General features: G+C 70.1%; 25 protein-coding genes and 5 pseudogenes. 20 read left to right on the top strand and 10 right to left on the bottom strand.

Features of this window, described 5'->3' with window-relative positions; all coding sequences use genetic code 11:
* Positions 1–730: 730 nt before the first annotated feature.
* Both IF09_RS0137725 and IF09_RS48720 read left to right on the top strand, forming a co-directional pair.
* Complete coding sequence (locus IF09_RS0137725) at positions 731–1,213, top strand: lamin tail domain-containing protein (protein WP_030303789.1); 483 nt, start codon at positions 731–733, stop codon at positions 1,211–1,213.
* 418 nt (positions 1,214–1,631) lie between these two features.
* Positions 1,632–1,907 (top strand): TniQ family protein, encoded by a 276-nt coding sequence (locus IF09_RS48720; RefSeq protein ID WP_078613712.1) that lies wholly within the window; start codon positions 1,632–1,634, stop codon positions 1,905–1,907.
* A gap of 208 nt (positions 1,908–2,115) precedes the next feature.
* Here IF09_RS48720 and IF09_RS41285 read toward each other — a convergent pair.
* Positions 2,116–2,385: pseudogene (locus tag IF09_RS41285) on the bottom strand (TetR/AcrR family transcriptional regulator); the annotation flags it as partial.
* Between the two features lie 34 nt (positions 2,386–2,419).
* Between IF09_RS41285 and IF09_RS41280 the strand changes: the two are divergent.
* A pseudogene (locus IF09_RS41280) lies at positions 2,420–2,671 on the top strand (zinc-binding dehydrogenase); the annotation flags it as partial.
* A 177-nt stretch (positions 2,672–2,848) separates the two neighbouring features.
* Positions 2,849–3,715 (top strand): alpha/beta fold hydrolase, encoded by an 867-nt coding sequence (locus tag IF09_RS0137705; protein WP_030303786.1) that lies wholly within the window; start codon positions 2,849–2,851, stop codon positions 3,713–3,715.
* 150 nt (positions 3,716–3,865) lie between these two features.
* On the opposite strand, the gene IF09_RS0137700 is transcribed toward IF09_RS0137705, so the two are convergent.
* A complete protein-coding gene (locus tag IF09_RS0137700) occupies positions 3,866–4,597 on the bottom strand; it encodes an SDR family NAD(P)-dependent oxidoreductase (RefSeq protein ID WP_030303784.1) in 732 nt (243 codons plus the stop codon).
* Between the two features lie 95 nt (positions 4,598–4,692).
* Here IF09_RS0137700 and IF09_RS0137695 point away from each other — a divergent pair, with 95 nt between their 5' ends.
* The gene (locus IF09_RS0137695) at positions 4,693–5,541 is read left to right on the top strand and encodes a LysR family transcriptional regulator (protein ID WP_030303782.1); all 849 of its coding nucleotides are present in this window, start codon (positions 4,693–4,695) and stop codon (positions 5,539–5,541) included.
* Positions 5,542–5,841: 300 nt separating this feature from the next.
* On the opposite strand, the gene IF09_RS0137690 is transcribed toward IF09_RS0137695, so the two are convergent.
* Positions 5,842–6,540: a helix-turn-helix transcriptional regulator gene (locus IF09_RS0137690; RefSeq protein ID WP_106975227.1), complete on the bottom strand. Its 699-nt coding sequence runs from the start codon at positions 6,538–6,540 to the stop codon at positions 5,842–5,844.
* 62 nt (positions 6,541–6,602) lie between these two features.
* Here IF09_RS0137690 and IF09_RS0137685 point away from each other — a divergent pair, with 62 nt between their 5' ends.
* The 6 genes from IF09_RS0137685 (at position 6,603) to IF09_RS0137660 (ending at position 11,639) form a co-directional block, all read left to right on the top strand.
* Complete coding sequence (locus IF09_RS0137685) at positions 6,603–7,040, top strand: membrane protein (protein ID WP_030303779.1); 438 nt, start codon at positions 6,603–6,605, stop codon at positions 7,038–7,040.
* Positions 7,041–7,225: 185 nt separating this feature from the next.
* Positions 7,226–9,025 (top strand): glycoside hydrolase family 15 protein, encoded by a 1,800-nt coding sequence (locus IF09_RS0137680; RefSeq protein WP_030303777.1) that lies wholly within the window; start codon positions 7,226–7,228, stop codon positions 9,023–9,025.
* A complete protein-coding gene (locus IF09_RS0137675; RefSeq protein ID WP_030303775.1) occupies positions 9,022–9,504 on the top strand; it encodes a hypothetical protein in 483 nt (160 codons plus the stop codon). Before IF09_RS0137680 ends, IF09_RS0137675 begins: the two co-directional genes overlap by 4 nt.
* A 256-nt stretch (positions 9,505–9,760) precedes the next feature.
* Positions 9,761–10,111, top strand: a complete 351-nt coding sequence (locus tag IF09_RS42250; protein WP_051833578.1) for an effector-associated constant component EACC1 — start codon at positions 9,761–9,763, stop codon at positions 10,109–10,111.
* Positions 10,108–11,139: a caspase family protein gene (locus IF09_RS0137665; RefSeq protein WP_030303771.1), complete on the top strand. Its 1,032-nt coding sequence runs from the start codon at positions 10,108–10,110 to the stop codon at positions 11,137–11,139. Before IF09_RS42250 ends, IF09_RS0137665 begins: the two co-directional genes overlap by 4 nt.
* On the top strand, positions 11,136–11,639 hold the full coding sequence (locus IF09_RS0137660; protein WP_030303770.1) for a hypothetical protein: 504 nt from the start codon (positions 11,136–11,138) through the stop codon (positions 11,637–11,639). The genes IF09_RS0137665 and IF09_RS0137660 overlap by 4 nt, the downstream gene beginning before the upstream one ends.
* A gap of 649 nt (positions 11,640–12,288) precedes the next feature.
* On the opposite strand, the gene IF09_RS0137655 is transcribed toward IF09_RS0137660, so the two are convergent.
* Positions 12,289–12,948, bottom strand: coding sequence for a TetR/AcrR family transcriptional regulator (locus tag IF09_RS0137655; RefSeq protein WP_030303769.1), 660 nt, complete (start codon positions 12,946–12,948; stop codon positions 12,289–12,291).
* A gap of 86 nt (positions 12,949–13,034) precedes the next feature.
* On the opposite strand from IF09_RS0137655, the gene IF09_RS0137650 reads away from it, so the two are divergent.
* From IF09_RS0137650 to IF09_RS42245, 3 genes are all read left to right on the top strand, one after another.
* Positions 13,035–14,198 (top strand): FAD-dependent monooxygenase, encoded by a 1,164-nt coding sequence (locus IF09_RS0137650; protein ID WP_030303768.1) that lies wholly within the window; start codon positions 13,035–13,037, stop codon positions 14,196–14,198.
* Between the two features lie 324 nt (positions 14,199–14,522).
* Positions 14,523–15,620 carry a hypothetical protein gene (locus IF09_RS0137645; protein WP_030303766.1) on the top strand — a complete coding sequence of 366 codons (1,098 nt, stop codon included), beginning with the start codon at positions 14,523–14,525 and terminating at the stop codon, positions 15,618–15,620.
* Positions 15,617–16,549, top strand: a complete 933-nt coding sequence (locus IF09_RS42245; RefSeq protein ID WP_158710182.1) for a hypothetical protein — start codon at positions 15,617–15,619, stop codon at positions 16,547–16,549. Before IF09_RS0137645 ends, IF09_RS42245 begins: the two co-directional genes overlap by 4 nt.
* A gap of 134 nt (positions 16,550–16,683) precedes the next feature.
* Here the strand turns inward: IF09_RS42245 and IF09_RS41270 are convergent.
* A pseudogene (locus IF09_RS41270) lies at positions 16,684–16,895 on the bottom strand (YnfA family protein); the annotation flags it as partial.
* Positions 16,896–17,084: 189 nt separating this feature from the next.
* Positions 17,085–17,492 (bottom strand): annotated as a pseudogene (locus IF09_RS44160) (TetR/AcrR family transcriptional regulator); the annotation flags it as partial.
* 64 nt (positions 17,493–17,556) lie between these two features.
* Between IF09_RS44160 and IF09_RS0137630 the strand changes: the two are divergent.
* From IF09_RS0137630 to IF09_RS0137620, 3 genes are all read left to right on the top strand, one after another.
* Entirely contained in the window at positions 17,557–18,516 is a 960-nt protein-coding gene (locus tag IF09_RS0137630) for an alpha/beta hydrolase family protein (protein ID WP_030303763.1), read from the top strand.
* Positions 18,517–18,602: 86 nt separating this feature from the next.
* Positions 18,603–18,833: a hypothetical protein gene (locus IF09_RS46115; RefSeq protein WP_158710181.1), complete on the top strand. Its 231-nt coding sequence runs from the start codon at positions 18,603–18,605 to the stop codon at positions 18,831–18,833.
* A 417-nt stretch (positions 18,834–19,250) separates the two neighbouring features.
* A complete protein-coding gene (locus IF09_RS0137620) occupies positions 19,251–19,466 on the top strand; it encodes a DUF6243 family protein (protein WP_030303759.1) in 216 nt (71 codons plus the stop codon).
* A gap of 96 nt (positions 19,467–19,562) precedes the next feature.
* Here IF09_RS0137620 and IF09_RS0137615 read toward each other — a convergent pair whose 3' ends face one another.
* Positions 19,563–19,895 (bottom strand): hypothetical protein, encoded by a 333-nt coding sequence (locus IF09_RS0137615; RefSeq protein ID WP_030303757.1) that lies wholly within the window; start codon positions 19,893–19,895, stop codon positions 19,563–19,565.
* Positions 19,896–20,285: 390 nt separating this feature from the next.
* Between IF09_RS0137615 and IF09_RS41265 the strand changes: the two genes are divergently transcribed.
* Positions 20,286–20,906, top strand: a complete 621-nt coding sequence (locus IF09_RS41265) for an RNA polymerase sigma factor (RefSeq protein ID WP_030303756.1) — start codon at positions 20,286–20,288, stop codon at positions 20,904–20,906.
* Positions 20,903–21,256, top strand: coding sequence for a hypothetical protein (locus IF09_RS0137600; protein WP_030303754.1), 354 nt, complete (start codon positions 20,903–20,905; stop codon positions 21,254–21,256). Before IF09_RS41265 ends, IF09_RS0137600 begins: the two co-directional genes overlap by 4 nt.
* Positions 21,257–21,546: 290 nt before the next feature.
* Here the strand turns inward: IF09_RS0137600 and IF09_RS48390 are convergent.
* Both IF09_RS48390 and IF09_RS0137595 read right to left on the bottom strand, forming a co-directional pair.
* Positions 21,547–21,837: pseudogene (locus tag IF09_RS48390) on the bottom strand (hypothetical protein); the annotation flags it as partial.
* Positions 21,838–21,862: 25 nt separating this feature from the next.
* Positions 21,863–23,224: a pectate lyase family protein gene (locus IF09_RS0137595; RefSeq protein WP_030303753.1), complete on the bottom strand. Its 1,362-nt coding sequence runs from the start codon at positions 23,222–23,224 to the stop codon at positions 21,863–21,865.
* A 269-nt stretch (positions 23,225–23,493) separates the two neighbouring features.
* On the opposite strand from IF09_RS0137595, the gene IF09_RS0137590 reads away from it, so the two are divergent.
* On the top strand, positions 23,494–23,988 hold the full coding sequence (locus IF09_RS0137590) for a hypothetical protein (protein WP_030303752.1): 495 nt from the start codon (positions 23,494–23,496) through the stop codon (positions 23,986–23,988).
* Positions 23,989–24,080: 92 nt separating this feature from the next.
* On the opposite strand, the gene IF09_RS0137585 is transcribed toward IF09_RS0137590, so the two are convergent.
* Positions 24,081–24,296 (bottom strand): hypothetical protein, encoded by a 216-nt coding sequence (locus IF09_RS0137585; protein ID WP_030303750.1) that lies wholly within the window; start codon positions 24,294–24,296, stop codon positions 24,081–24,083.
* Between the last annotated feature and the right edge of the window lie 268 nt (positions 24,297–24,564).

Genomic DNA, 24,564 nt, shown 5'->3' with positions numbered 1-24,564 from the left:
CCACGTGCAAGCAGCCCAGGCGTCGCAGCGGCCGAGGATGACGAGCTGGGGGCCGGATGAGAGCGACCGGCCCCAGCGTCCTGACGGGCGGTCTCGCGCTGAAGCGGGTCCGAAGGGGCCAGCTCTCAGGCGGCGGTGATGGCGTCGGTGTCGGAGCGGACCGCTGTTCGCGAGGCCGTGTCCGGACAGGCGGTGCCCAGGGCCGGAGCGGGACGACCCGGGCAGGCAAACCGCTCCGGCACAGCTCTAACGGCTCACACACCACAAAGACACCGTCCCTCTTACATGCCTGGCCGCGCAGCCCGCAGGCGGGGCGCTCGAGACGTGGGCGCAGTACAGCCGTGTTGGCTGTCCGGACGCCAGAACCGTTCACGTAAGCGCATTCGGGAAAATGGCAGAAGCGGCTGTTACAGGGCCTTGAACCCGTTCGGCGCAGGAGCCATGGGTGGCTGGCAAGTCGGGCGGCCGCGAGGCGGGGCCCCTGCGGGCCGTGACCCTCCTGGGACGTGCCTCGGGGCCGTCGCCTCCTGTGGTCAACGTCGCTTTGACCGTTGCCTGCTACAAGGGAGAGTCACGGACATATCCGTATTGGGCAACACAGTCCGTTTTCGCGCCTTTCGGGCATGGTCAGGGGCCAGAGTGTGACTCCCCGGCAGGACGCCGGGAACCGTTCGGAGCCCTCCCGGCTTGCACAAGGCCGGGCCGACTGACCGTTGAAGGAGTCGTCTTCATGTCTGCTTCTCTCGCCACCCGCCGCGCTCTCGCCGCCCTCCTGGCTGCCGGCGCCCTGATCGGCGCCGCCGCCATGCCGGCCGCCGCCCACGACGACGACCGGCGCGACCACCGCGGCCGGAACTCCTCGATCGTCATCGGCGATGTCCAGCACGACAGCCGCGGCCGCGGCAACCGCGCCCTGAACACCGAATGGGTCGAGGTGAAGAACACCGGCCGCCGCAGCGTCGACCTCGACGGCTTCACCCTCACCGACCAGCAGGGCAACCGCTACCGCTTCAACAGCCTCCGCCTGGACGGCCGCTCCAGCGTCAAGGTCCACACCGGCGAGGGCCGCGACACCCGCCACGACGTCTACCAGAACCGCCGCCACCAGATCTGGAACGAACGCGACACCGCCACTCTCCGCGACAACCGCGGCAACCTCATCGACACCGAAACGTGGGGCCGCCGCGGACACAACGACAACCACCACCGCTAACCCACGCCGGCAGCCACACCACCAGGGATTGTGAGCTGCCACCGACCGAACGTGACGGCGTGCCGCCCGCCGGCTGCCGCCTGAGGGGCCCTGCCAGGATCCCGGCAGGGCCCCCTCAGGCCGGCGCATGCTGTACGCCGGGTAAGCGTCCGTGATCATCCGGTACCTGCACGCGCTCGCGTCCCTGCCGTGGCGGGGCCGTCTCGCGGGTGGGGGCGCACGTATGTCTGCGGTCTCGGCGCACAGAGAAGGCTCGGCCGTACCGCACGGCGATCACGTGTTCGGTGGGGGTGACAAGGACGCACAGGAATACGGAATTTCCCCGACGAGGCCCATCAAGCCCTTTCAGCCTGCTCGATCATCTACAGGGTGAGACGGGGCTTGGTCGCGAAGACGACGTCCTCGGGTACTCCTTGCCCTGCGGCGCCACTCGGAGTCCATCCAGCCAGGTCGGTGCCGAGTCGATCGGCCGCTGGCCTGGTGCTTCCGCCCCAGCCGCTCCCGTTACTGTCCCGCCTGCCTCCGCGGCCACGCCGGCCGCGGGCCGCTGCTGTGGCGACTGCCATGGGCATTCGCCTGCACCGAACACCAGCTGCTCCTGCCCGACTTCTGCCCTAGCTGCAGCCGGCCGCCGCGCCCTTGGCGGAACGGGTTCAAGGGAGCATCGCGACATCGGCGTCTGCACACGCCGTAGCTTCGACCGCAGCGCCTGCCGCCATCGCCCCTGCGCTGCCGATCTTCTCCATGCCCCGGCCGTGGTCCTGCCCGTTGATGGCCTGGTGCTGCACGCACAACGCCGCGTGGCCGACTGTGCGATCGAGCACAGGGCCGGCTTCGGGATCATCGACCGGGACGCCCCCCACGCGGGCACGACTTCGTGCTCGCTGGATCGCCCGCATCGCCTACTCGACCGCCGCGCCCCTGATCAAGGCTGCGTGCGCGGCGGCGAGGATCTCCTCGGAGAGCGGGGAGCCCTTGGTGGCCCGGGACAGAACCAGCGCACCGAACAGGGTGCAGAGGCGGGCGATGCCGTCCTGGTCGTCGGTGGCGAGGAAGTCGGCGAAGTCGGCCACCCCCTCGGTGTAGAGGCGACGGGCCTCGCGACCCCCGCCTTCGCGCGCGATGTCCGTGGCGAGCGCGGCGACCGGGCAGCCGTCCGCCGGGTCGTCGCGGTCGAGGGGATCGCCTCCCCCTTGGACCGCCTCCCTCCTCCGCCTGGCCATGACCGCGCTCAGTTCCAAGACCCGGCGCCGGGCCAAGCGCCTCGGCGTGACGTACTCGTTCCTGTTCATGAAGGCGAGTGGCGACCAGCTGCGCGAACTCAGCCCTCTCATTGACGCCGGGAAGATCCGCCCCGTCGTCGACCGTGTCTTCCCGTTCGATCAGACCCGGGAAGCCATGGAGTACGTCGAGAAGGGCCGGGCGAAGGCCGGCAAGGTCGTCGTCTCGATGGCGTAGGGCGGGCGCGCCGGCATCGACCGGCTCCGCCAGATCACCACCCGCGTCGTGCAGGGCGTGGTGCGCCCGGTCGCGGGCAAGGCGCCCGGCTTCAAAAGGGCCGCCGCCGCCATCAGCCCCAGCTGACCTCCGCCACCCGCGGCGCGGGCGACCAAAAACACACCAGGAGAAACCATCATGAGCAGCGCCGGCACCCCGAACGAAGCCGCTATCACCTCGTACGCCCATGCCCCGGCGCGCACCGTCACCGCCGGCGGCGTCACCTACGCCTACCGCGAGCTGGGACCCGAGGGCGGCATCCCCGTTGTGTTCTTCGTCCACCTCGCCGGGACCCTGGACAACTGGGACCCGCGCATCGTCGACCCCATCGCGAAGAGCCGTCACGTCATCGCCTTCGACCAGCGCGGTGTCGGAGCCTCCACGGGCCAGGTGCCGGACAGCATCGAGGCGATGGCTGATGACGCCTACACCGTCATTACGGCGCTGGGCTTCGACAAGATCGACGTCTTTTCCTTCTCCCTCGGTGGCTTCATCGCCCAGGCCCTGGTGGTGAGGCACCCTGAGCTCGTCCGCAAGCTCGTCCTCACCGGCACCGGGCCCAGGGGCGGCAAGGGCATCGACAAGGTCATCGGCACCACGTACTGGGACATGCTGCGTGCCACCCTGACCCGGTCGGACCCCAAGGAGTACCTGTTCTTCAACCGCAACACCGCCGGCAAGCCCGCCGCACGCGCGTTCGTCAACCGGCTCAAGGAACGCACCGCCGACCGCGATGCGGAGATCAAGGTCAAGGCGTTCCAGACACAGCTGAAGGCGATCAAGAAGTGGGGGCGCTCCACCCCCGACGACCTGTCGCAGCTCGCCCAGCCCACCTTGATCGCCAACGGCGACCACGACCGCATGGTGCCCTCGGTCCTGTCCGAGGACCTGCACCGACGCATCAAGCACAGCGAGCTGATCATCTACCCCGACTCCGGTCACGGCGGCATCTTCCAGCACCACCAGCAGTTCGCCCCCCTCGCGGTCGAGTTCCTCGCCCGTTGACCACCGGCGGGCCGCCGCCCCCGGCCCGGAGGGGTACCGGCAGATCCACCTCGCCGAGGACACCCCGGGCCGGTGGCCGACGACGGACGGGGCCAGACCGCGATCGCGGACGAAGCCGCCTCAACCGGCGGCTGATGACCGCCGTGCACATCACCAGGGCACTACGCCGGCGTCTTCGAAGAACTTGCCGGTCGGGCCGTCGTCCGGCAGGGTTGCGAGTTTGATGGCGATCGCCGCGCCCTGTTCGGGGGTGCGCACGCCGCGGAAGCCGTTGAGGTCGGTCGCGACATAGCCGGGGCAGCCGGCATTGATCAGGATGTTCGTGCCGCTCAGCTCCCGGGCGTACTGGAGGGTCACGGCGTTCAGGAACGTCTTCGACGGCGCGTACGCCACGGCCACCGGACCCGTCATCTGCTCAGCAGCGGTTCCTGACTGCCGGGTGAGGGAGCCGACACTGCTGGACATGTTCACGATCCGCGGTGAGGGAGAGCGGCGCAGCAGCGGCATCATCGCGTTGGTGACGCGGATGACGCCGATCACGTTGGTCTCCACGACCGTCCGGATGATGGCGGGATCGACCCGGGTGGGCTCCTGTGGCATGCTGCCGGCGACGGCGGCGTTGTTGACGAGCACGTCGAGGCGCCCCGCCTGTTCCTCGATCAGCTGTGCGGCGGCGGTGGCGCTCGCGTCGTCGGTCACGTCCAGTGGTACGCCGAACGCGTCGACACCGGCCGCGCGCAGTCGCTCCACCGCTGCATCACGGCGCCGATCGTCTCGGGCGCCGACGCCGACGCTCCAGCCGAGGGCGCCCAGGCCCGCGGCGATCTCGTGGCCGATTCCCTTGTTCGCGCCGGTGACCAGCGCAATCGTTCGTTCGCTCATGGGGACCATGCTGCTCTTGGACCCCGGCGGGGGTCCAAGACCGATCGGGTAGGCAGCGATACCGACAGGGTATTGATCCGGAGTACCGTGGCGGCATGGAGACCCGGGAACTGCGATATTTCGTCGCTGTCGCTGAAGAGCTGCACTTCGGGCGGGCCGCGCAGCGGCTCGGGATCGCGCAGCCGCCTCTGTCACGGGCGATCCAGCAGCTCGAACGCCGGCTCGGGGCAGCGCTGCTGGATCGGACCAGCCGCGCCGTCACGCTGACCGAGGCCGGCTCGGTGCTGTTGACCGAGGGCCGGGCGGCCCTCGACGCGGTCGACGCCGCCGAGCGCCGGACCCGCCGCGCCGCCCTTTCCGTGACCGGCCGTCCCGGTCTGGTCCTGGTCACGAAGGCCAGCGCGTCCAGAGAACTGCTGGCGAAACTGCTCGACGCGTACGCCGCCGAGCCCGGCGCGGTCCCCGTCGACGTCATCTTGTGCGGCCCTGCCGAGCAGCAACGACTCCTGCGCGAGGGCCGGGCCGACGTGGCGCTGCTGCACCGGCCGTTCGACTCGGCAGCCGGGTTCCACACCGAAGAACTCAGCACGGAGGGCCAGGTTGTGGTCCTGCCGGCCGGGCACCCGCTCACCGTCCGCGCCCATGTGCACATGGCCGACATCACCGCCCTGCCTGGCCTGCCCCTGCCACGCTGGCCCGACTCCGACGGCACCTACCCGCCCGGCCCCGGCCCACAAGTCCGCGACCAAGCACAGTTGCTGCAGCTCGTCGCGCTCGGCCGTGCTTGCGCGGTCGCACCGGAGTCGTGCCGAGCCCAGCTGCACGATGACCTTGCCGCCGTGCCCGTGCTGGACGCGCCAGCAGTCACCACCGTCATTGCCTGGCCCCCGCACAGCCGGTCCAGAGCAGTCGCCGACCTTGTCCGGACTGCGACACGTCTCTAGTAGTTCCCACATGCCTGCCCAGGTTCCACCCGTCGTGTCCCGGCTCACACACCATACGAAGGCATGGCGATCGGTGCGGTCCTCGCGCGCGAGGACGCCCGCGACGTCCTGGTTTCCCTGTCAAGTCAGTGTGTGCGGAGCAGGCAGAGGCATCAACGTGCCTGGTCGCTCAGGGGCCTGAAGGGCTGTTTGCCTCTCACGTGTGACTCGCTCCGTTTAAGGAAACACACTGCTGAGTCCCGGGTCAGGAAATCGCTGGCTCACTTTGGGCGTCGACAGGCGATCGAGCGGCCGGTCTGATCAGGTGGCCGGCTGCAGCCGGACGCAGCATTGTCCGGGGCGGGGTGCCGGGCATGCCTCGAGTCCTGCCTCGTCAAGGCCGCTGAGGACGCCGCGCATCAGGTGGAGGTTCATGCCGCACACCGTTCGGGTGTGCTCGCGGGCCAGCACGTGGAAGGGGCAGTTGGCCAGCACGATGACGTCGTCCTCGCGACGCGGCTCGAAGCCGTACCGCTCCAACAGGTCGAAGACGCCCGACTCGTTCTGCTCACCCAACTGCGTGCCGAGCTCCTCGGCCTTGCGGTGCAAGACCTCGCGCACCGGCTCGCCGGTCGCGTCCGACTCCTCCACGGCCTGAGCGAGGAGCCGTCCTGCCAGCTCGTAGCGCCGGTCCGGCAGGCTGACGGCGACCTGCTTCGCCGAGCGGCGGTAAAGCTTGGCCGGCCTGCCAGCGCCCGGTCCGGAGCGTCCGCTGCGGCGCTCGTAGACGGCATCGAGCAGGGATTCGTCGACCAGCCGGTCCAGGTGGAAGGCAGCGGTCTGCCGGGCCAGTCCGAGGGCCGCGGCGGCCTCGTCCCGGCTGACGGGGCCGGGCTGGCGCGCCACGTGGTCGTACAGCCTCCTGCGGGTCGGCTCGTCGAGAGCGGCGATGGCGGAGACGTCCAGGTCGCGTACTTCCTTCGGGGTGTCCACGGACACCAGTGTAAAACCCACAGCCATTGACTAAAGAACGATGGGAGGCTTCTATTGTTAATGAACCTTGTCGATAGAAGGAGCGGGTCATGTCCTCCGTAACCACAACCACCACCTCCGCTGCCCCGTGGCGGGCGCGGTTCGCCGACCCCGGCTATCAGGCGTTCGTGATCCTGCGTACCGGGTTCACGGTGGCGCCGATCCTGTTCGGGCTGGACAAGTTCACCAACCTTCTCGTTGACTGGCCGGCCTACCTCGCGCCGTGGATCGATGACGTGGTTCCCGGCAGCGCCCAGGCGGCCATGTATGCGGTCGGCGTGATCGAGATCGTGGCCGGTGTCGCCGTGGCGTTGGCTCCCCGCTTCGGGGGCTGGCTGGTCGCGGGCTGGCTGGCCGGCATCATCGTCAACCTGCTGACCATCCCGGGCTACTACGACGTCGCGCTGCGCGACTTCGGACTGCTCCTCGGCGCCGTCGCACTCGCACGGCTCGCCCAGCGCTACCACACGAAGCGGCAGCGGCCGTGACCAGACGCCGAGCGCGCTGAACCCGTCCGGCGGGTGGGGTCTCACGGCACCACCCGCCCGTGCCGCGCCTCCTCAGATCGCCCCGGAATTCTTGATCAGCCCCGTGTAGGGCGAGAGATCAGGCCCGATGAGATGGTGAAGCCATGGGAACTTCTCCCAGAACCGATCGCCATCGCACGGCGGTCTTGCGGACCGGTGGCTTCGTCCCGCTGCGCGACTACGCGGTGATCGGCGACGGCCGGACCGCGGCACTGGTCGCCCGTGACGGGTCGGTGGACTGGCTCGGACTGCCGGATCTGGACTCGCCCGCGGTGTTCGGAGCCGTGCTCGACGCCGAGCGTGGCGGCCGGTTCCTCCTGGAACCGGCGGTGCCCTACCGCAGTGAACGCCGCTATCTGCCCGGCACGAACGTCCTGGAGACGACTTTCGTCACCCCGCAGGGCACCGTCCGGGTTACCGACGCGCTGACCCTGCACGACGAGGCCGCACTCGCCCCGATGCGCGAACTGCAACGGCGCATTGACGGCCTGTCGGGGGCCGTGCCGATGCGGTGGAGCGTTCATCCTCGTTTCGGCTACGGCAGACGGATCACGCGGTTGGTCTGGCGCGCGGGAGTGCCGGTGGCGACAGCCGGCAGTGACGCGCTCGCCATATGCGCTTGGGAGGCCGGCGAACCCCGATGCGAGGGGGATTCGATCAGCGGCAGCTTCCTGGCGGCGGCGGGCGGGAGCGCCTTGATCGCCATGCCGTTCGCGCACCAGGAGCCGCTGGTCCTGCCTGCCCGCGCCGAATGCGACGTACGCCTGGAGCGTACGTGCGAGGTCTGGCGGCGCTGGGCGGACGACCGGATCTACACCGGCAGGTGGCACCAGGCGGTGATGCGCAGCCTGCTGGCCCTGAAGCTGCTGGTCTTCGCCCCGTCGGGCGCGGTTGCGGCCGCTGTGACGACCTCGCTGCCGGAACACGTCGGCGGCGAGCGCAACTGGGACTACCGCTTTTCGTGGCTCCGTGACTCGGCCTTCACCCTGGCCGCTTTCCTGCAGCTCGGCTGCCCCGCGGAAGCGCGCGCCTACTTCTGGTGGCTGATGCACGCCTCCCAGCTGACCCACCCCCGCCTGCAGGTGCTCTACCGGCTGGACGGCGGCGGTCACACCACGGAAGAGGCCCTCCCGTGGGAGGGCTACCGCGGCTCGTCGCCGGTCCGCATCGGCAACGCGGCCGCCGGTCAAGTCCAGCTCGACACCTACGGCGAGCTGATGCAGACCGCCTGGCTGTACGCGCAGGCCGCCGGACGGCTCGACGCGGACGTCGCCCGGCGCCTGGCCGAACTCGCCGACCTCGTCTGCGCCACGTGGCGGGAGCCCGACTCGGGCATCTGGGAGGTCCGCAGCGCACCCCGCCACTTCACCCAGTCCAAGATGATGTGCTGGGTGGCTCTCGACCGCGCTGCGGCCCTCGCCGACCGCAGCTTGATTCCCGACCGGCACCTGGCGCGCTGGCAGTCTGCTCGCGAGGAGGTCGCCGCCTTCATCGAAACCAACTGCGTCTCGCCGCGCCGCAACTGCTATGTGCGCTCCGCCGGCAGCGAGGACCTGGACGCCGCTGTCCTCCTCGGCCACCTCTACGGCTATGCCGGCGACGTTCAGCGCATGCGGGCCACGATCACGGCCGTGGGGCAGGAGCTGCGGCATGGACCGTTCGTCGACCGCTACTCCGGCGAAGACGGCCTGAGCGGACCGGAGGGCGCCTTTCTCGCCTGCTCCTTCTGGCTCTGCGAATCCCTCGCCCGCACCGGACAGCTGGCCGAGGCGACCGCTTTGATGGACGAGCTGGTTCATCTGGCGAACGACGTGGGCCTCTACAGCGAGGAGATCGACTCGGCCACCGGCGACTTCCTGGGAAACCTGCCCCAGGGCCTGAGTCACCTGGCGCTCATCAGCACCGCCCGCGCCATCAACAGCGCCGAGAAGGAGGCGAGCGAGTGAGCGCATGGGGGACCGCTGCCGGGGCGTTCGTCGGCACACTGGTGCTGACCACCGCATTGCGGGCCGCCGGAGAGATGCGCCTGACGCGCATGGACCTGCCGTTCCTGCTCGGCACGGCGGTGACCGTCAACCGTACGCGCGCGAAGGCCGTCGGCTACCTGATGCATTTCCTCAACGGCGAGATCTTCGCGTTCGTCTACTACGCCGTGTTCCTCGCGATCGGCATGGCCGGCTGGTGGCTGGGGGCGCTCTTCGGCCTTTTGCACGGCCTGTTCGCCGGCACCGCGCTGGTCGGCGTTCTGCTGCCGCTCGTCCACCCCCGGATGGGCAGCCCCCTCACCAGCGCCCCCGAGGTGGCCCTTCTGGAACCCCCCGGCTTCCTGATGCTCAACTACGGGCCGAGCACACCCGTCATTACCGTCCTCGCCCACATCGGGTACGGAGCGATCGTCGGCGGCTTCACCACGCTCGGAGCCTGATTCGGACGGGATGCCGTCGCCGCACAGCGGGCATATGGTCGCCAAATGGTGACGGCCGGTGTGACTGCTGCGGCGCTCGGATACCGGAGCGTGCAAGCGCGGTCGGCCGGCGATATTGCCGGCCCCGGGCCGCTGGCGCAGGGGCCGGGGACGGGTTCTACGAGGGGGCGCCCCGTCTGCGGCGAAGTACCGGCGCCACCAGCGGGACCTGACTAGCATGTGCGGCCTGCGAGTTGCGACGTACCGGAGGTACTCCATGATCGTGCAGGTCGGCCTGAGCGGCGATGAGGCGGGCGATGAACTGCGCCGGCTGGAACAGTGGCTGCGCCAGGACCAGGAGCTCAGGCGCGTCGCCATCACCGCCCAGGCCGCGCCGGTCGAGGACGGTGACATGGGCCCGGTTACAGAGGCCCTCCAGCTGCTGCTCGAACCGCAGGGCGTCCTGACCGCCGTCGCTGCCTCGCTGGGCACCTGGGCCGGCGTCCGGCGCCGACAGGTGCACATCCGCGTGCGCAGCGGGGAGAAGGAGGTGGAGATCGACGCCTCCCGGCTCGAGGACCCGGACGAGGTGGCCGTCCGCATCGTGCGCGCGCTGGACGGTCGGTGAGCGGGCCCTCCTTCCCGTCCTTCGGGTCCGCCCGCGCGGTGCTGATCGGCGCCGCGTCCTACACCTCGCGGGACCTCACGCCGATCCCCCACTCCGCGCGCAACATCCGCGGCCTCGAAGCCGCCCTCACCGACGGAGCACTGGGCGGCTTCGCGACGGACGATGTACGGCTCGTGGACGATCCGGACAAGCCCCGGGACATCATGGAGCCGGTCTGGGCGGCCGCCGAGGAGGCGGAGGATGTCCTGCTCGTCTACTACAGCGGCCACGGCCTGATCGCCGGGGCCACCGGCGATCTCCACCTCAGCATGACCGAGAGCGAACCCGGTCAGGACTGGACCAGCCTGCGGTTTTCGTACCTGGCGGGCGTCGTCAAGCAGTCCCGCGCAGACGTCAAGATCGTGATCTTGGACTCCTGCTTCAGCGGCCTGGCGCACTCCGACCTGATGGGCGCCGACTCCCGGCTGATCACGGACCAGCTGGCCGCCGTCAGGGGCGTGTACTCCCTGACCTCAGCCCCGGGGGACCGGCGCTCCAAGGCGCCTGCGGGGGCCAGGTACAGCGCCTTCACCGGTTTCCTGCTGGGCGCCATGCAGGAGGGCGTCCAGGGCGCCGGCCCGCTGCTGGGCGCGAACGACCTCTACAACGAGGTGCTGCGGCGCATGCGGGACACGGGCCTTCCGCTCCCGGAGGAGTGCGGCAAGACGGGCGCGGGTGACTTCCCCCCGTACGCAACCGGGCCTTCCCACCGCCGCCCCCGAAGCCGGAGCCAGTCCCAGAGCCGCTTCCGGTACCGGTCCCCCGGGACCGCGCCGCGGGCGTCCCGGTTCCCCGGGCCACCACTCCTGCCGGAGGGCCCGCCTTCGCCACCGTCCAGAGCGCCGGCTACCGCATCGGAGACGTCAACGCCCGCTTGGCGAAAGTCATTGCCACGGTGGCCGACCCCGACCAGTGGTCGCAGGCAGCCCCTCCCTATTTCCGGACCGAGTCCGGCCGGAAGCACCACGGGTACGACGTCGCCGAGGTGAACGCCTACGTCGAGCGGCACCGCCACCAACCCACCACGTTCGCGGACGCCCTGCGCCTGGTGCTGATGCTCCAGGGCTTCATCCTCGTACGGGGCACCGGACGTCCGGGCTGGATGGCGTCCGTACTGAGGAAGCGCTACGGCATGGCCGACGGGGAGCAGCTGGTCGGCCGAGCCACGAACAGCGCGAGGCGGACCATCGCGTTCACCGATACACATCTGTGCGTTCTGGATCCCCCGGACCTCCTGAGGGTGCCGTACTCCCGCCTCGAAGACCTCTCCCTGTCCGTCTCATCCCATCACGAGCGCGTGGTGACCGTCACGGATCAGGCGGGCCTCTGCGAGGACGTGCTCATCGTCGTCACGGTCCTCAGGTTCGGACACCACCACGTGAAGATCAGCGAGGGCGCGAACCACCCGCTCCTGTCGGCCCTGCGCAGGTTCCTGCCGGCAATGGCCCACCTCCGCGAGCAGCATCCCGAGTGGTTCGCCCGGCCCTGATCCCCCGGAGCCCCTTGAAAGAGCCCTTTCTCCTGTCGGGGTCGCTTCGTGAGTCGCCCGGTGTCAGGGGATTGGGGCACGCGCGGAGGCCCGTGAGGGTCCGCCCGTGGGGTGCGATGTGTGTGGACGGGCGGTGTGGCGATGGCCACCGCCGGCCATCGTGCGGGAAGCGGAGCTCTGGTCCTGTTCCCGGTGGCACGCCGCCACTCATATGAGTTGGCGAGTGGTTAGAGGTCGCGCTGCCTCCGTACTTGCCCGTGGAGATGCGCTGGGAAAGGGCCGTGGCGGACGGCCTTCGCGCCGGCGCGTCCCACGCCTTCGGCACCTTCGACGGGACGCTGTGCGCAATCCCAGAAGCTGGTATGCCGTCGGCGGATTACGGGTGGCTGCCGGAGCGGGAGAAATGCAGCTGCTGGGCCCGTGCTGGACGGGCCCGCGCACAGACCACCCTCGAGCGTGCGCAGCAGACAGACGAAGGTGCACTCGACCACCTGCACCACCAGGTGCCGGCACCGTCTGACCAGAGGCACGCTCCGCACGGCGTCGCGGGACGGCCGGGCGGGTGACTTGGGTCATGGACACCGGCTCCGCGGGCCGCTCCAGCCCTAGCGGCCGGGCGACGGACAGCGCCCGGGCGCGCTCCCGCGGGTCAGGGGCGCTCCGGCGCCTCCGCGGCCAGCGCCGCGTCCAGCATCCGCCGGACCGTCCCGGTCAGTTCCGGGACGGTCGGCACGGGGCGCGTGGCGGCGAGGGCCCCGGCCAGGTGGTCGTAAAGGACGCCTTCAGTCCAGGCGACCAGGAGCTCGGCGGAGCGCTCGGGGCGGGCGGCGCCCAGGGCGGCGAGGATCCCGGCCGCGCGGGCGCGGGCGCCGAGGCCCGCCCGGTGCAGTCCTGTACGCAGCTCCGGGTTGCGGGCGGCCTCCAGCGAGAGTTCGAAGCGGGCCAGCTGGCGTTCGCGGCCCGTCGTCATCCAGCGGTGGAGCACGTTCGCGAGCGCGGCGGCCACCTCATCCCTGCCCGCGCGCTGCCCGCCGCCGCCTTCCCCGTCCTCTTCCGGTGCTCCCCCTCCCGTCTGCGGGACGGGGAGCACCGGCGCGTCCTGGTCCACGTCGGCCAGGTCGCTCTCGGCCAGGCGCCGGTAGCAGGCCTCGATCAGCGCCGTCCGGGTGCGGAAGTAGTACGAGGTGCTGCCCGCCGGCAGGCCCGCGGCGGTGTCGACCGCCCGGTGGGTCAGGCCGCGCAAGCCTGCGGAGGCCACGGTGGCGATGGCGGTGTCCGCGATGAGCGTCCTGCGGTCAGGGGTCGACATGGGCTCACTCTACAGCTGTAGAGTGAGCCCTGCGGTCCTCTACGAATGTAGAGGGCCGGTGTGCGGGACCGAGGAGAGGAACGCCCATGTCCGGACGTCGAGCGGTTGTGGTCGGAGCCGGGATCGGCGGGCTCACGGCTGCCGTGGCCCTGCACCGCCTCGGCTGGGAGGTCACCGTCCACGAGCAGGCGGCCCGGGAGGCCGCCGGCGCCGGCGCCGGGATCGTGCTCGCACCCAACGCCCTGCGCGCCTTCGAGGCCATCGGCTTCGACGTCGAGCGGGCCACCGGCAGCGCCGTGTCCGCCGCCATGGGCGTGCGCCGGCCCGACGGCGTCTGGCTCAACCGGGCCGACACCGCCGCACTGGTCCGGCGCTATGGGCGTCCCCCGCTCGCCGTGCACCGGGCCGCGCTCACCGGCGGCCTGGCTGCGGAACTGCCCGACGGGGCGCTGCGGTACGCCACCGCCGTGGAGGGTGTCGAGGGCGCCGGGGAGGAGACCGCCCGGGTGCGGACCGGGGTCGGGGAGGTGCAGGCCGACGTCGTGATAGCCGCCGACGGCATCAACAGCCCCCTGCGCCGGCAGTACTTCCCAGGCCACCCCGGCCTGCATCACAGCGGCGAGAGGGCCTGGCGGACGGTCGTCACCGCCGAGGGCCTGCCCGGCCTCACGACCTCCGAGACCTGGGGGCGGGGCGAGCGCTTCGGCATCGTGCCGCTGGCCGACGGGCGCGTGTACGTCTACGCGACCGCCTTCGCACCGCCGGGCAGCCGGCCGACCGACGTACGGGCCGAGCTGGCGCGGCGGTTCGGCCGGTGGCACGCACCCGTACCGGCCCTGCTGGAACGCATGGAGCCGGCCGCCCTGCTCCAGCACGACCTCTACGACCTCGCCGCCCCGCTGCCCCGCCTGCACCACAGCCGCATCGCCTGGATCGGCGACGCCGCCCACGCCATGACGCCCAACCTGGGCCAGGGCGGCTGCCAGGCCGTCGAGGACGCCGTGGTCCTGGCCCACCTGCTGCACCGGGCCGGCCCCGGCGCGGTCCCCGCGGCCCTCGCCGCGTACAGCGCCGCCCGGCGGGAGCGGACCAATGCAATCCGGGTGCGGTCCCGCCGGGCGGGCCGGGTGGCCGGCCTGCGCAACCCGCTCGCCGCCGGCGCCCGGAACCTCGCCGTCCGCGCCGCTCCTGGCCGCCTCGCCCTCCGGGCACTGGACGACCTCTACGGCGGGTTCGCGCTTCCCGCGTAGCCGGCCCGCCCCCTCCTCCAGCACGGGGCCGCTCCAGGCACCGTCCCCGGACCCACACCCGCCCGGGGTGAGCGGCCCGGTCCAGGGCCCGAGCCCGGCGGGAGGGGGCACTACGCCGTTTCATCAGGGGCTGCGCCTATTTCGACACGGCTGAGCCCACGGCTTCCATGACCGGCACACACGAAGGACATAACGTGCGGATATAGGTGCAATGGGTAGTTCGTTTGCAGCGATCGGGAGCCCGGTCCGAGCGGCTGCAGCTGGTGCGGCCGACCGCGGCGGGGTGCGTGGCGGGCGGGGCAACGTGGCCCGGCTGGTGAGCGCATGGTGAAGAAGGCCCTGGCCGCTCTGGGCATCGTCCTGGTGTTGCAGAGCCTGTTCGCGCTCTGCCTGGTCAGTGCGATGCAGTTGCTCGTGCTGCGCAATACGCCGTTCGGGGTGACCGGTGCGTCTCCGGTCGTGAACGCGGTGACGTCGAAGGTGTCGCTGGAGACGCTCGCCTACGCGGATGAGTCCGCGGTGATGGAGGCGATCGGCCAGAGCAAGTTGCACGGCGCCTACCTGCCCGGCCAGGCGAGCGACACGCTGATCGTGGTCCCCGCCAAGAGCTTCTTCGGGCGGGTGGAAATCGAAGCGGCGTTCGGTGATGCGGCGAAGAAGCTCGAGCGGCCCCTGACGGTGAAGACGGTCAAGCCGTTGCCGGAGTACGACCGCCTCGGCGGGGTCTCCGGTCTGCTCCTGATCCCCCTGCTCATCGGCGGCTACCTGGCCGCCGTCCTGCTCCTCAAGGCGACCAGAACCGCGGCCGCTCCTTGGCACGTGGCGATGCTGGTCGGCTACGCGACGGTGGGCGCCGTGCTGACGGACCTGATCGCCGGGCCGGGCATCGGCGCCTATACCAACGATCACTTCTGGCCGCTGCTGCCGTGCTTCATCCTGATCGCCGCGTCCGTCGCTCTGGCGGCCGCCGCCTTCCAGCGCCTTATCGGACCACTCGGCACGCTCGAGGTCGCGACCCTGTTCATCATCGTGGGCGGCTCCGCGGCCGGCGGGGTCGGCATCTCCCTTCTGCCCGACTACTGGCAGCACATCGGCGCCGTCTTCCCGCCCCAGCACGCCATCACCCTGGTACGCAACGTCATCTACTTCGACGGGAACAGCATCACCACACCGTTGATCGTCCTCGGCCTGTACGCGCTGGGCGGCGGCGTCATCGTCGGCTACCTGGGACGCCGGCGGCCGGTCAAGATGGTCGGCGCACCCGCGCCCGCCGTCGCACCTGTACGCCTGACACGCCTGACACGCCTGACGCAGTCGAAGCCCCGGTCACACAGCCCGCGGGCCCGAAGACACTCGTCCGGGTCCTCATCGCGCTGGCGGTCGCCGCGGTCATGCAGTGCCTGTTCACCGTCAACTACATGAGCTCGGCCCACGAACCTGTAGCGACCGACCTGCCGTTCGGTGCCGTCGGCCCGTCCCCCCTGCTGGCCGCGACCCAGAAGAACCTCTCCCTGAAGGGCACCCATTATCCCAGCGAGCAGGCCGCGAAGGATGCGATCGACCGGGCCGAGATCTACGGAGCTCTCATCCCCGGCCAATCGTCGAGCACCCTGCTCGTCGTCCCCACCCTCAGCGACGTCGCTCCCCTCGACCTGGCGGCGAACTTCGAGGTCGCAGCGAAGAAGCTCGGGCAGCCGCTCAGCGTCCAGCAGTATGCCCCGCAGCCGCTGGCGAAGAAGGACCCCTTCGGCCTCGTCCCGTCCCTGATGCTCATCCCGCTCCTGGTCGGCGGCTACATGGCGTCCACCATGCTCAGAACCGTCACCGGCAGCGCCACCGGCCGTCGCCGCCTGACCGCGATCCTCGGCTTCTCCGTCCTGGCTGGCCTGCTGGTCAACCTCGTCGTCGGCCTCTGGCTCCGCGGCTACCCCCTGGAGAAATTCTGGATCGTCTGGCCAATCCTCTCCCTCGTCATCGCGGGCGTCGCAGCCGTCGCAGCCGTCCTGCAAAAGCTCCTCGGAGCCGCCGGAACACTCGTGACCATCATCGTGATCGTGCTGTTCGGCAACCCCTCCTCGGGAGGAGCGAACGGCGTCCCCTATCTCCCGGCGTTCTGGGCCGACATCGGCCCGTTCCTGCCGCCCCGCAACGCCTACATCCTGCTGCGCAACACGATCTACTTCGACGGCCACGGCACCACGCAGGCACTTGTCGTCCTGCTTCTCTACCTGGCCGTCCCGGCGATCGCCCTCGCCCTCCTCGACCGGTTCCGCACCCGCGAAATCCCGCTGAACCGCGAGACCGAGGCAGAGGCGACGGCACTGACCGTCCCCGTCGGAGGCCTGCCCTAATCCCGCAGACAAGCCACCGAATCAGCAGGGCCCGCGCCGTCGACGCCCCCGCCGCACAGCTCCCAGTGGGCGGCCGGGGGGCCGGACGGCTCTGTGCGGGTGCGGGCTACGCGCGCGGGCCACCCGGGAAGGGGTCAGCTCCCGCGCGATGCGTACATGATCACGGCCATGCCGGCGAGGCAGACCAGGGCGCCGATGACGTCGTAGCGGTCGGGGCAGTAGCCGTCGACGACCATGCCCCAGGCGATCGATCCGGCGACGAAGATCCCGCCGTAGGCGGCGAGGATCCGGCCGAAGTGGTCGCCACCACCCCGTACAGGCCCAGCGCGATGACGCCGGCGCCGAGCGGGGACATCTCCGCCGGTAAACCTGTACCTGAGTACCGGATGCAAGCACCTGAGTGCACGACTGGCCAACCGCGGCGTTCAGTCACAACGACTGCGACCCTGCGCGATGGTTGGCCCGTAGGGCCAGGTACGCGCTCAGCCACGGAGGAGGTCCCGCAGACGTCCCGACAGGTCAGGTGGGGCGAGGCCAGGCGGTCGAGGAAGCAGGCGTGCAGCGCGGCGAAGCGGTCGCTGGCGGACTGAAGGGCGTCGGCGAGGCCGTGCTTGGTGACCAGGAAGTCGACGAAGAGGTCGATCCATTGGCGCAGTGCGTCGGCCGGGGTATCGGCGCCGGCCAGCAGGTGAGGGCCGGCTTCGGCGCATGCCTCGATCTGGTGCTGGTACCACGGCGGTGACGAGGTCGCCCGGGTCGGGAAGTGGCGGTAGATCGTGGCCATCCCGACGCCCGCCTGGGCCGCGATCTGGCGAATCGGCGCGTCGACGCCGGAGGTGACGAACACCTCGGCTGCGGCAGTGAGCACCGTCTCCCGGTTGCGCTGAGCGTCGGCCCGCTGGCTTCGGACGGCGAATGCCCTGCGGGACCGCTCGGCGGTCATCGCGTTTCTCCTTCGACACACCGGTTGACAAACGGCGGGCGCCACCGAAAGGGAAACCCACACCGTGAGCACACCCACCACTGCCGACGCCTTGGGCGCGCCCGTCCCGGTCCTGTCCGTCAGCCCCGTAGTCCTGTCCGTGCCCGGACGTCCCGTGGATCTCCAGGTGCGCGTCTCCGCACCCTTGACCGGCACCAGCCTCCCCGTCATCCTTCTCTCCCACGGCCACGGCCCCTCGAACAACCTCTCCTCGCTCAACGGCTACGCGCCGCTCGCCAACTTCTGGGCGGCACACGGATTCGTCGTCGTCCAGCCCACCCACCTCACCTCCAGAACACTGACCGACCTGGTCGCAGACGCCCCGGGAGCACCCGACTTCTGGCGCTCCCGCGCCGAGGACATGACCCACGTCCTCGACCGGCTCGAGGCGATCGAGAACGCCGTGCCGCAGCTCGCCGGGCGGATCGACCCCACCAAGGTCGCCCTCGCCGGACACTCGCTTGGCGGCTTCACCGCCGCCCTCCTGCTGGGCGCCGGACTCACCGACCCCGACACCGGCAACCTGGTACACCTCCTCGAGCCGCGAATCAAGGCGGGCGTACTGCTCGCCCCGCCCGGCAGGGGCGGCGACGCCTTCAACGGACCCATGGCCGAGCACTGGCCGGTCATCGGGGCCGTCGACTTCTCCACCATGACCGCACCCGCGCTGGTCGTCACCGGCGACAAGGACGACCCCCGGCACTTCACAGACCTGGGCCCGGACTGGCACGCCGACCCCTACACCCTCGCCCCCGGCCCCAAAACCCTGCTCACCCTGTTCGACGCGGAGCACGGACTCGGCGGGATAGCCGGATACGACGCCGCCGAGACCACCGACGAAAACCCCCAGCGAGTCGCCGCCCTCGCCCAGCTCACCGCGGCGTACCTCCGCACCCAGCTCCACCCCCGCGACAACGCTTGGCAGACCACCTACGAGGCACTGACGACCGGACCCAACCCGGCAGGACGAGTCGAATCCAAGTAGGCCCCCGGCCACGCCAGCCTCAGAGCCTCAGGGAGCGAATGAGGTCACTCAGCGGGCTGCTACTCCGCACCGGTCCTGGGGCGTCCATGCCCGAGAACAGCTTGATGCAGGGGTGGGAACACGATCGTGTGGAGAACTTCCGCGGCTTGCTCGTCAACGCCCAGTGGACTGACTACCGCGCCCTGGATCGCGGCCAGGGCGCGGGCGACGGCCACGAGCCGGTACACCTGCGCGCGGCTGATACCGAACTCCGCGTCATGTCAGACGGAAAGCTCTCCTCTCCCTCGCACGCCGACGTATCCACGTACTGGGGGTAATGATTCGTGACGGAGAGCCTTCACTCCCCGTCGCGGGAACGGCTTGACATCAGCATGGGGAAGTCCCCCAACACCGGGACGCAAGTGAGATGATCTCTCATGCCGCCAGCGTGCTCGCCACCAACGCCCACGGGCTCACCTGGACCTGCCCGGGGTGGGTGGTGAGACCACCGGCGGGTGCCGGCGGTGCTGAGATTCCCGGAAGGAAACGGCTGACCCCGGACGCTCGCCGAAGGTCCGGCCGACGCCGGGGCGGCGAAATGGTTGGTGTGCGGGGCTGACGGAACCGGGTAACGTCTTCCAGACGCCGATTTACGAGTGAGAGCGCGATGGGCCCCTGCTGACGTCCTTCGACGTCGCCGCTCGTCCCCCACCGATGAATCTGTAGATCACTTCGCATCATTACCGGGAGAACCCGTGACCGTGAGTAAGAACATAAACAACCCCGTGGGTCAGGGCGGCGGCCAGCGCAAGAGGTTGTCCCGCGCCGAACGGCAGAACAACGGTCCGCACCGAAACCTCGACCGCCAAGGTGCGGCCGACCAGAAGGCGGAGCTGGTGCGCAAGATGCGCGAGAAGGCAGGCGCAGCTGAGGGCGCCGGGCAGGCGGGCGACGACACCGCACAGAGCTGAGGCACCACCGCCGCAGCACGGCACCGCACGGAGCAGGGCCCGGACCGCGACGCACGGTCCGGGCCCTGTTGCCGTACCGGGCGCGGGCGGCCCCGCTCAGCTCTCGGCCGACCGCCCGGGGCAGCCGTATAGCATGCGCAACTCGCGGCGGAGGGTGGGGTCGAGGTCGTCGGGTGTCGAGGCACGGCGCCGGAGGGATCGTCTCGATGACGGTGTCGCGAAGGTCGACAAGATGCCGCAAGTTCGGCCAGCGTCGCTGAGGGGGATCATCCCGGTGGAGGCGGCCACGTAGCCGCGGCCGATCTCGTCGAGGCCGACGGCCTCGCCGTCGTGTTCGCCGACCTTGAGGTTGCGGACGCGGCCGATGAGCCCGCCTTCGTGCTGGTGGATCTGTCGGAAGCGCACGGCGTGGCGCTCGGTCGCAGGCATGAGGGAAACGGCGCGCTGACCATGCCTTGGACCTGTGGCCGCTGCTCGCCGGTCGGCCTTGCACCCATCGGCCTGGCGCCCTCCCGGAAAGCCGCAGGCCGGGCGGCTCACTCGGGGGCCGGCCTGATCCGAGCGTCGTCCGGCATCGCGTACGGCGGGCGTACGACAGGAGATTCCGGCCGGGGTGAATCCTTTCCGGACCTGCCCGCCTCTTGTGTATGTGCCGGCCGAACGGGCCGGCAGGACCGGGAGGAAACACGAATGATGGTCATTGGCTTCGTAGTGATCGGGGCCCTGCTCGTGGGCGCGTGCAGCTGGCACCTTCTGCGCCGCTACAAGAGCCGAAGCTGACCGGCGCCCGCGCGGGGGCCTACCGAGGATGAGGAGCAGATGAACCAACGCCATGCCTGGCCGGACGAGCGGCTGATCAAGGCCGCGCAGGACGGCGACCTCACGTCGCTCGCCACCGTCGTCATGGAATCGCAGCCGCACGTGCGCAAGTTCGCCGTGTCGCTGTGCGCCTCGCCGCAGGACGCGGAGGATGCGGCGCAGGAGGCACTGATCATCCTCTACCGGAAGATCGGCAGCCTGCGGGCCACCGGGGCGCTTGCCTCGTGGATGTTCCGTATCGTGCGCAACGAATGCCTGCGGCAGGTACGGCTGCTCGTCTCGCCGAGCGACGAGGCGTCGGCCGGACCGGAGGCGTCCGCGGAACCGTCCGCCGAGGATGCGGTGCTGCGCAGGCTGGAGGTGGAGCGGATCGCGGCTGCGGTCGGTTCCCTTCCCCACGACCAGCGGCGGGTCCTGATCATGCGGGACGTTCAGGGCCTGCCCGGCAGGTCCGTCGCCCATGCGCTTGGGCTGAGCAACGCCGCGATGAAATCGCGGCTGCACAGAGCACGTGCGGCACTGCGTCACGCGTTGGCGGCCACCGACCCGGCGACAGCCCAAGCGCTTGACCTTTCCACCGACTCCATCGACCCATGTGCCGGAGAGGACTCACCACCGTGAACACCGTGAAGAGCGTGTACAGCACACAGGGCGCGGAGAGCGGGGCCACCGCGCCGTCCGCGGCGCCCAAGAGGAGCTATGCCAGCACGTCCGTCCCGCGCCACCTGGCGCGCGGCGCCATCGGCTTCGGGCTGATCATCGGCTCGATCGCCCTGGTGCCCGTCCTCGGCCCGGCCGTCCTGCTGGCGGCCCCGCTGGCCCTGATCGCCTTCCGCGGCTGCCCCACCTGCTGGTTGGTGGGCCTCACCCAGACTCTCTCCCGCGGCCGGCTGGAGCGCCAGTGCGCGGAGGGCGTCTGCACCCTCACCAAGGCGCACCCGTCGCAGGCAAGGAGGGCGCGACGCACGTAGGGCGCCATTGGATTCGGCAGCCGTGATCCGCTCGAGGACCTCGACGTAGAGCGGCCGTTCGGGGCAGACGTGGGCGGCAGCATGGCGGAGAGCGGGGACCGTCGGCGTGCCGATGGGGAGGAGTGGAAGGAACGGCGGGCCCTGTACGGCACGGCACCCCTGCCCGCCCCCGGCCCCCTGCCGCCTCTTCCACGTCCACAGGGCCGAGGCAGGGCACACCTTGAACGTGCCGGGTACGACAGACCGGCGAGGGATTCACGCAACCGCGCCGGCGCGCTGACCAGGAGAGCCTTGAGCTGGTTGACGGCCTGGGTGCGGTTGCGGCCCGCGGAGTCCTTCACGACCTTCCGTACGCGAAGCTCCTCGACTGGTTCGTCTCTGCTCTGCGGGGTTCCGGCGGCTCTTCCGGCGAGTACGGCTCGGGCGGCTGCTTCTGCGTCGCCCGCGTCGGTCTTGCCCGAGCGTCGCCGAGCCGCTCGGTCGGGCCACGCGCCGTCCGACGTGTACGCCCCCGGGGACGCCCGGCAGCTCGTCGCTAGGAATACCCGACCGTCGGCGCCGGACGAAGGCAGATCCGGCACCCGGCGCGCGGCCGGGTGCCGTTCCTCAACGCCTGCTGCCACCGCTGCTGTTCAGTACGCCAGCGCCCGTTGTCTTGGCGAGCTTGGCGGGCAGACCGCTCGCGGGTTCCAGGCCCGCGTTCAGCTTCGGTGTCCAGTTCACGCCCGTCGCGATCTTCTTGCTGGAGTGTTCGGCGTTGTACGCGGCCACGAGGTCGGTGGCGGTGCCGTTGACCAGGTTGCCACTGCCCGCCACCGCGCCGGTGCCGTCCCCGCTGAGCAGTTGCGAGGCCTTCCGACCGCTGGAAAGCGCCCAGTAGTTGTTCTGGGCGACGATCTGGGCGTTGGCCCGGGAGTTGATGCTGTAGCTGTGGGCGTAGCCGTTGAGCGTCGCCGTGTCGTAGTAGTTGTTGTACAGGTGGATCTGGCCGACCCGGGCGAGCGGGGCGCGCTGGACGATCCCCTGGAAGAGGTTGTGATGCAGCGTCACCCGCAGCTTGGTGTCCTTGTCACTGCTGCCGATGAGCATGGTCTTGTCGTGGTTGGTGAAGCGGTTGTACTCGACGGTCAGGAGGTCGGAGGCGTTGGTGATGTCCAGGGCGCCGTCGTGGACCTGGTACTCGCGGCCGAAGTAGGCCGGGTTCGAGCTGTCGTAGTGCGGGCCGTCGCCGAACGTGTTGTGGTCGGCCCATACATGTGTGGAGCGGCGCACCGAGACCGCGTCGTACTGGGAGTTCCAGTTGCCCGTCGAGCCGTCGGTCGGATCCCACTGGGGGAAGCAGTCGCGGGTGTCACTGAAGCTGAGGTTGCGGATGATGACGTTGTCCGCGTTGCTCACCTGGAGGCTGCCCCCGACGATCGCCGCGCCGGAGCCGGGAACGCCCACGATCGTGGTCTTGGAAGGCACGCTCAGGACCACGCGTGCGGCCTGCCGCGCTTGCGCCGCGGCACGCGCGGACTCCTGTGCGCCGGAGGGCAGCTTGGAGCGGCCCCAGGTGGCCGGGTCGTAGGCCTTCAGGTACGCGTTCAGCGAGTAGCCCGTACCGGCGGCGTAGTCGGCACAGTCGAGGGGCTTGCCGGAATCTTCGGTGTTGGCGTTTATCGCCCCCTTGATCTGGATGATTCGGGGGGCGTCGGCAGGGCCGGCCTTGAGGGCCTTGGCCAGCTCGGCGCGGGTCGAGACGGTGAAGGTGTGCGCCGCGTCGGCGGCCCGTCCGCCAGTGGTGCCCGAGCCACTGGCGGCCCAGCCGTCATTGGCAGGCAGCGCTGCGTGTGCGAGGTCGACGGTGGCGGCGCCCGCACTCATGGTCAGCGGTATGGCCGCGAGCCCGGCGGCCACGAGGCAGGCGGCGCCGATCAGAGCCAGGCGTTTCCGGGCGGGCGAGCGGCGGTGCGATGAAGCAGACACGTAAGGTCGTTCCTTTTGCGAGACGAACTGTCAGTGCCTCAGTTGCCGCTGCTGCTCGGAAGGTTGCCGCCCTCGCTCGAAAGATCGCCGCCATCCTGGACGGCCGGCCCGGCCCGGTGTGCGGTGCGCCGTCAGGGCGTAGCGATGACGCGCATCGAGCAGGAAGCGACGCTCGCGGACGTGGCGCCAAAGCGCACTGAAGCGAGAGTCGCTGTGGCAAGATCGTTCGCGACTGTGAGTGTCCGGAGGATTACGGAGAGGAAGGCCCGATGAGGCCCAAGGTCTCGATCAACGCCTATGAAGACAGCGGGGCGCAGCCGTGGCCCTATGAAGTCCTCTATATGGAAGCAGAGCCTGATGAGGAGCCGAACGTGCTCGGGTGGATCCGCCTCGCCATGAGGAGCAACACCCACGGCGAGCCGCATGAGCGCGCCCAATTCGAGGAGACGGTTTGGGACCTCTTGTACCACTCCGTCAACTGGAAGTGGCAGGCGAACGACGGCGACGACGTGGACTACCACCTGGGTACCCCCGCGAAGGTCGTTGACAGTAAGGCGTTCGAGGTTGAGGAGGGCGGATTCCAGGCCACGTTCCAGGTCAACAGGGAACTACTTCCTGGCCTGCATCCGGACGTGTTGCAGAAGATCAAGAACAACAGTGGCGAGCTGACGGTCGAGCACACCTTCGCTCGGGATGGGATGAAGTACGGGGTTGTCCTTGACTGGAAGACCCCACTCGCCGACATCCGGTCGTCGGGCAACTGACCGACTGGGCCCTGCACCTGATCGCCCGCCTGGTGTCGGCGCTGCCGATCACCCTGGAGGGCGGCTGTGTGGGACAGGCGGTACGTCCAGGTTCACCGGGGCAGCTGCTGCCATCGGTCAACCTGGGACCGCTTTGGACGCAGGAACGTCAAGGTCAGCTCGATGCCTTCGACCTCGCCCTTCCAGCCCCGGACCAGAGCCCACTGCTGGGAAGGTCTCTGGTCCAGCCGCAGGTCTGCCCCGCCGGCATTGACCTTGTCGACGTCGTGCCAGAATCCGCCGGGGCGGGCGGTGGTGCTGAGATGCACGTGCCGAGGATCGTCTCTGCCTCGATCGCCTGCTCCCAGCGAGGTCATGCAGAGATCCGCTGCACTCCCCAGCCGGAGGACCAACGGATCACGACCCGCCAAGCAAGGGTCCAGCCCCCTCCCGGTGCAACCCCGGTCCCGGTCTCTACGCGCGCCTCAGCGCGCCGTACACCGGCCCCACGCCGCGTCGCGCCAGGATGGGGGCCCGTGGGTCCGGAGCCTTCGGGTGACGGGAGCAGAACATTGATCAACGTTGACGTCCAGCATT

Source organism: Streptomyces katrae (genome assembly GCF_000717655.1).
Lineage (GTDB): Bacteria > Actinomycetota > Actinomycetes > Streptomycetales > Streptomycetaceae > Streptomyces > Streptomyces katrae_B.
Note: the sequence above shows the minus strand (reverse complement) of the source record. Positions and strands in the feature narration are given on the sequence as shown.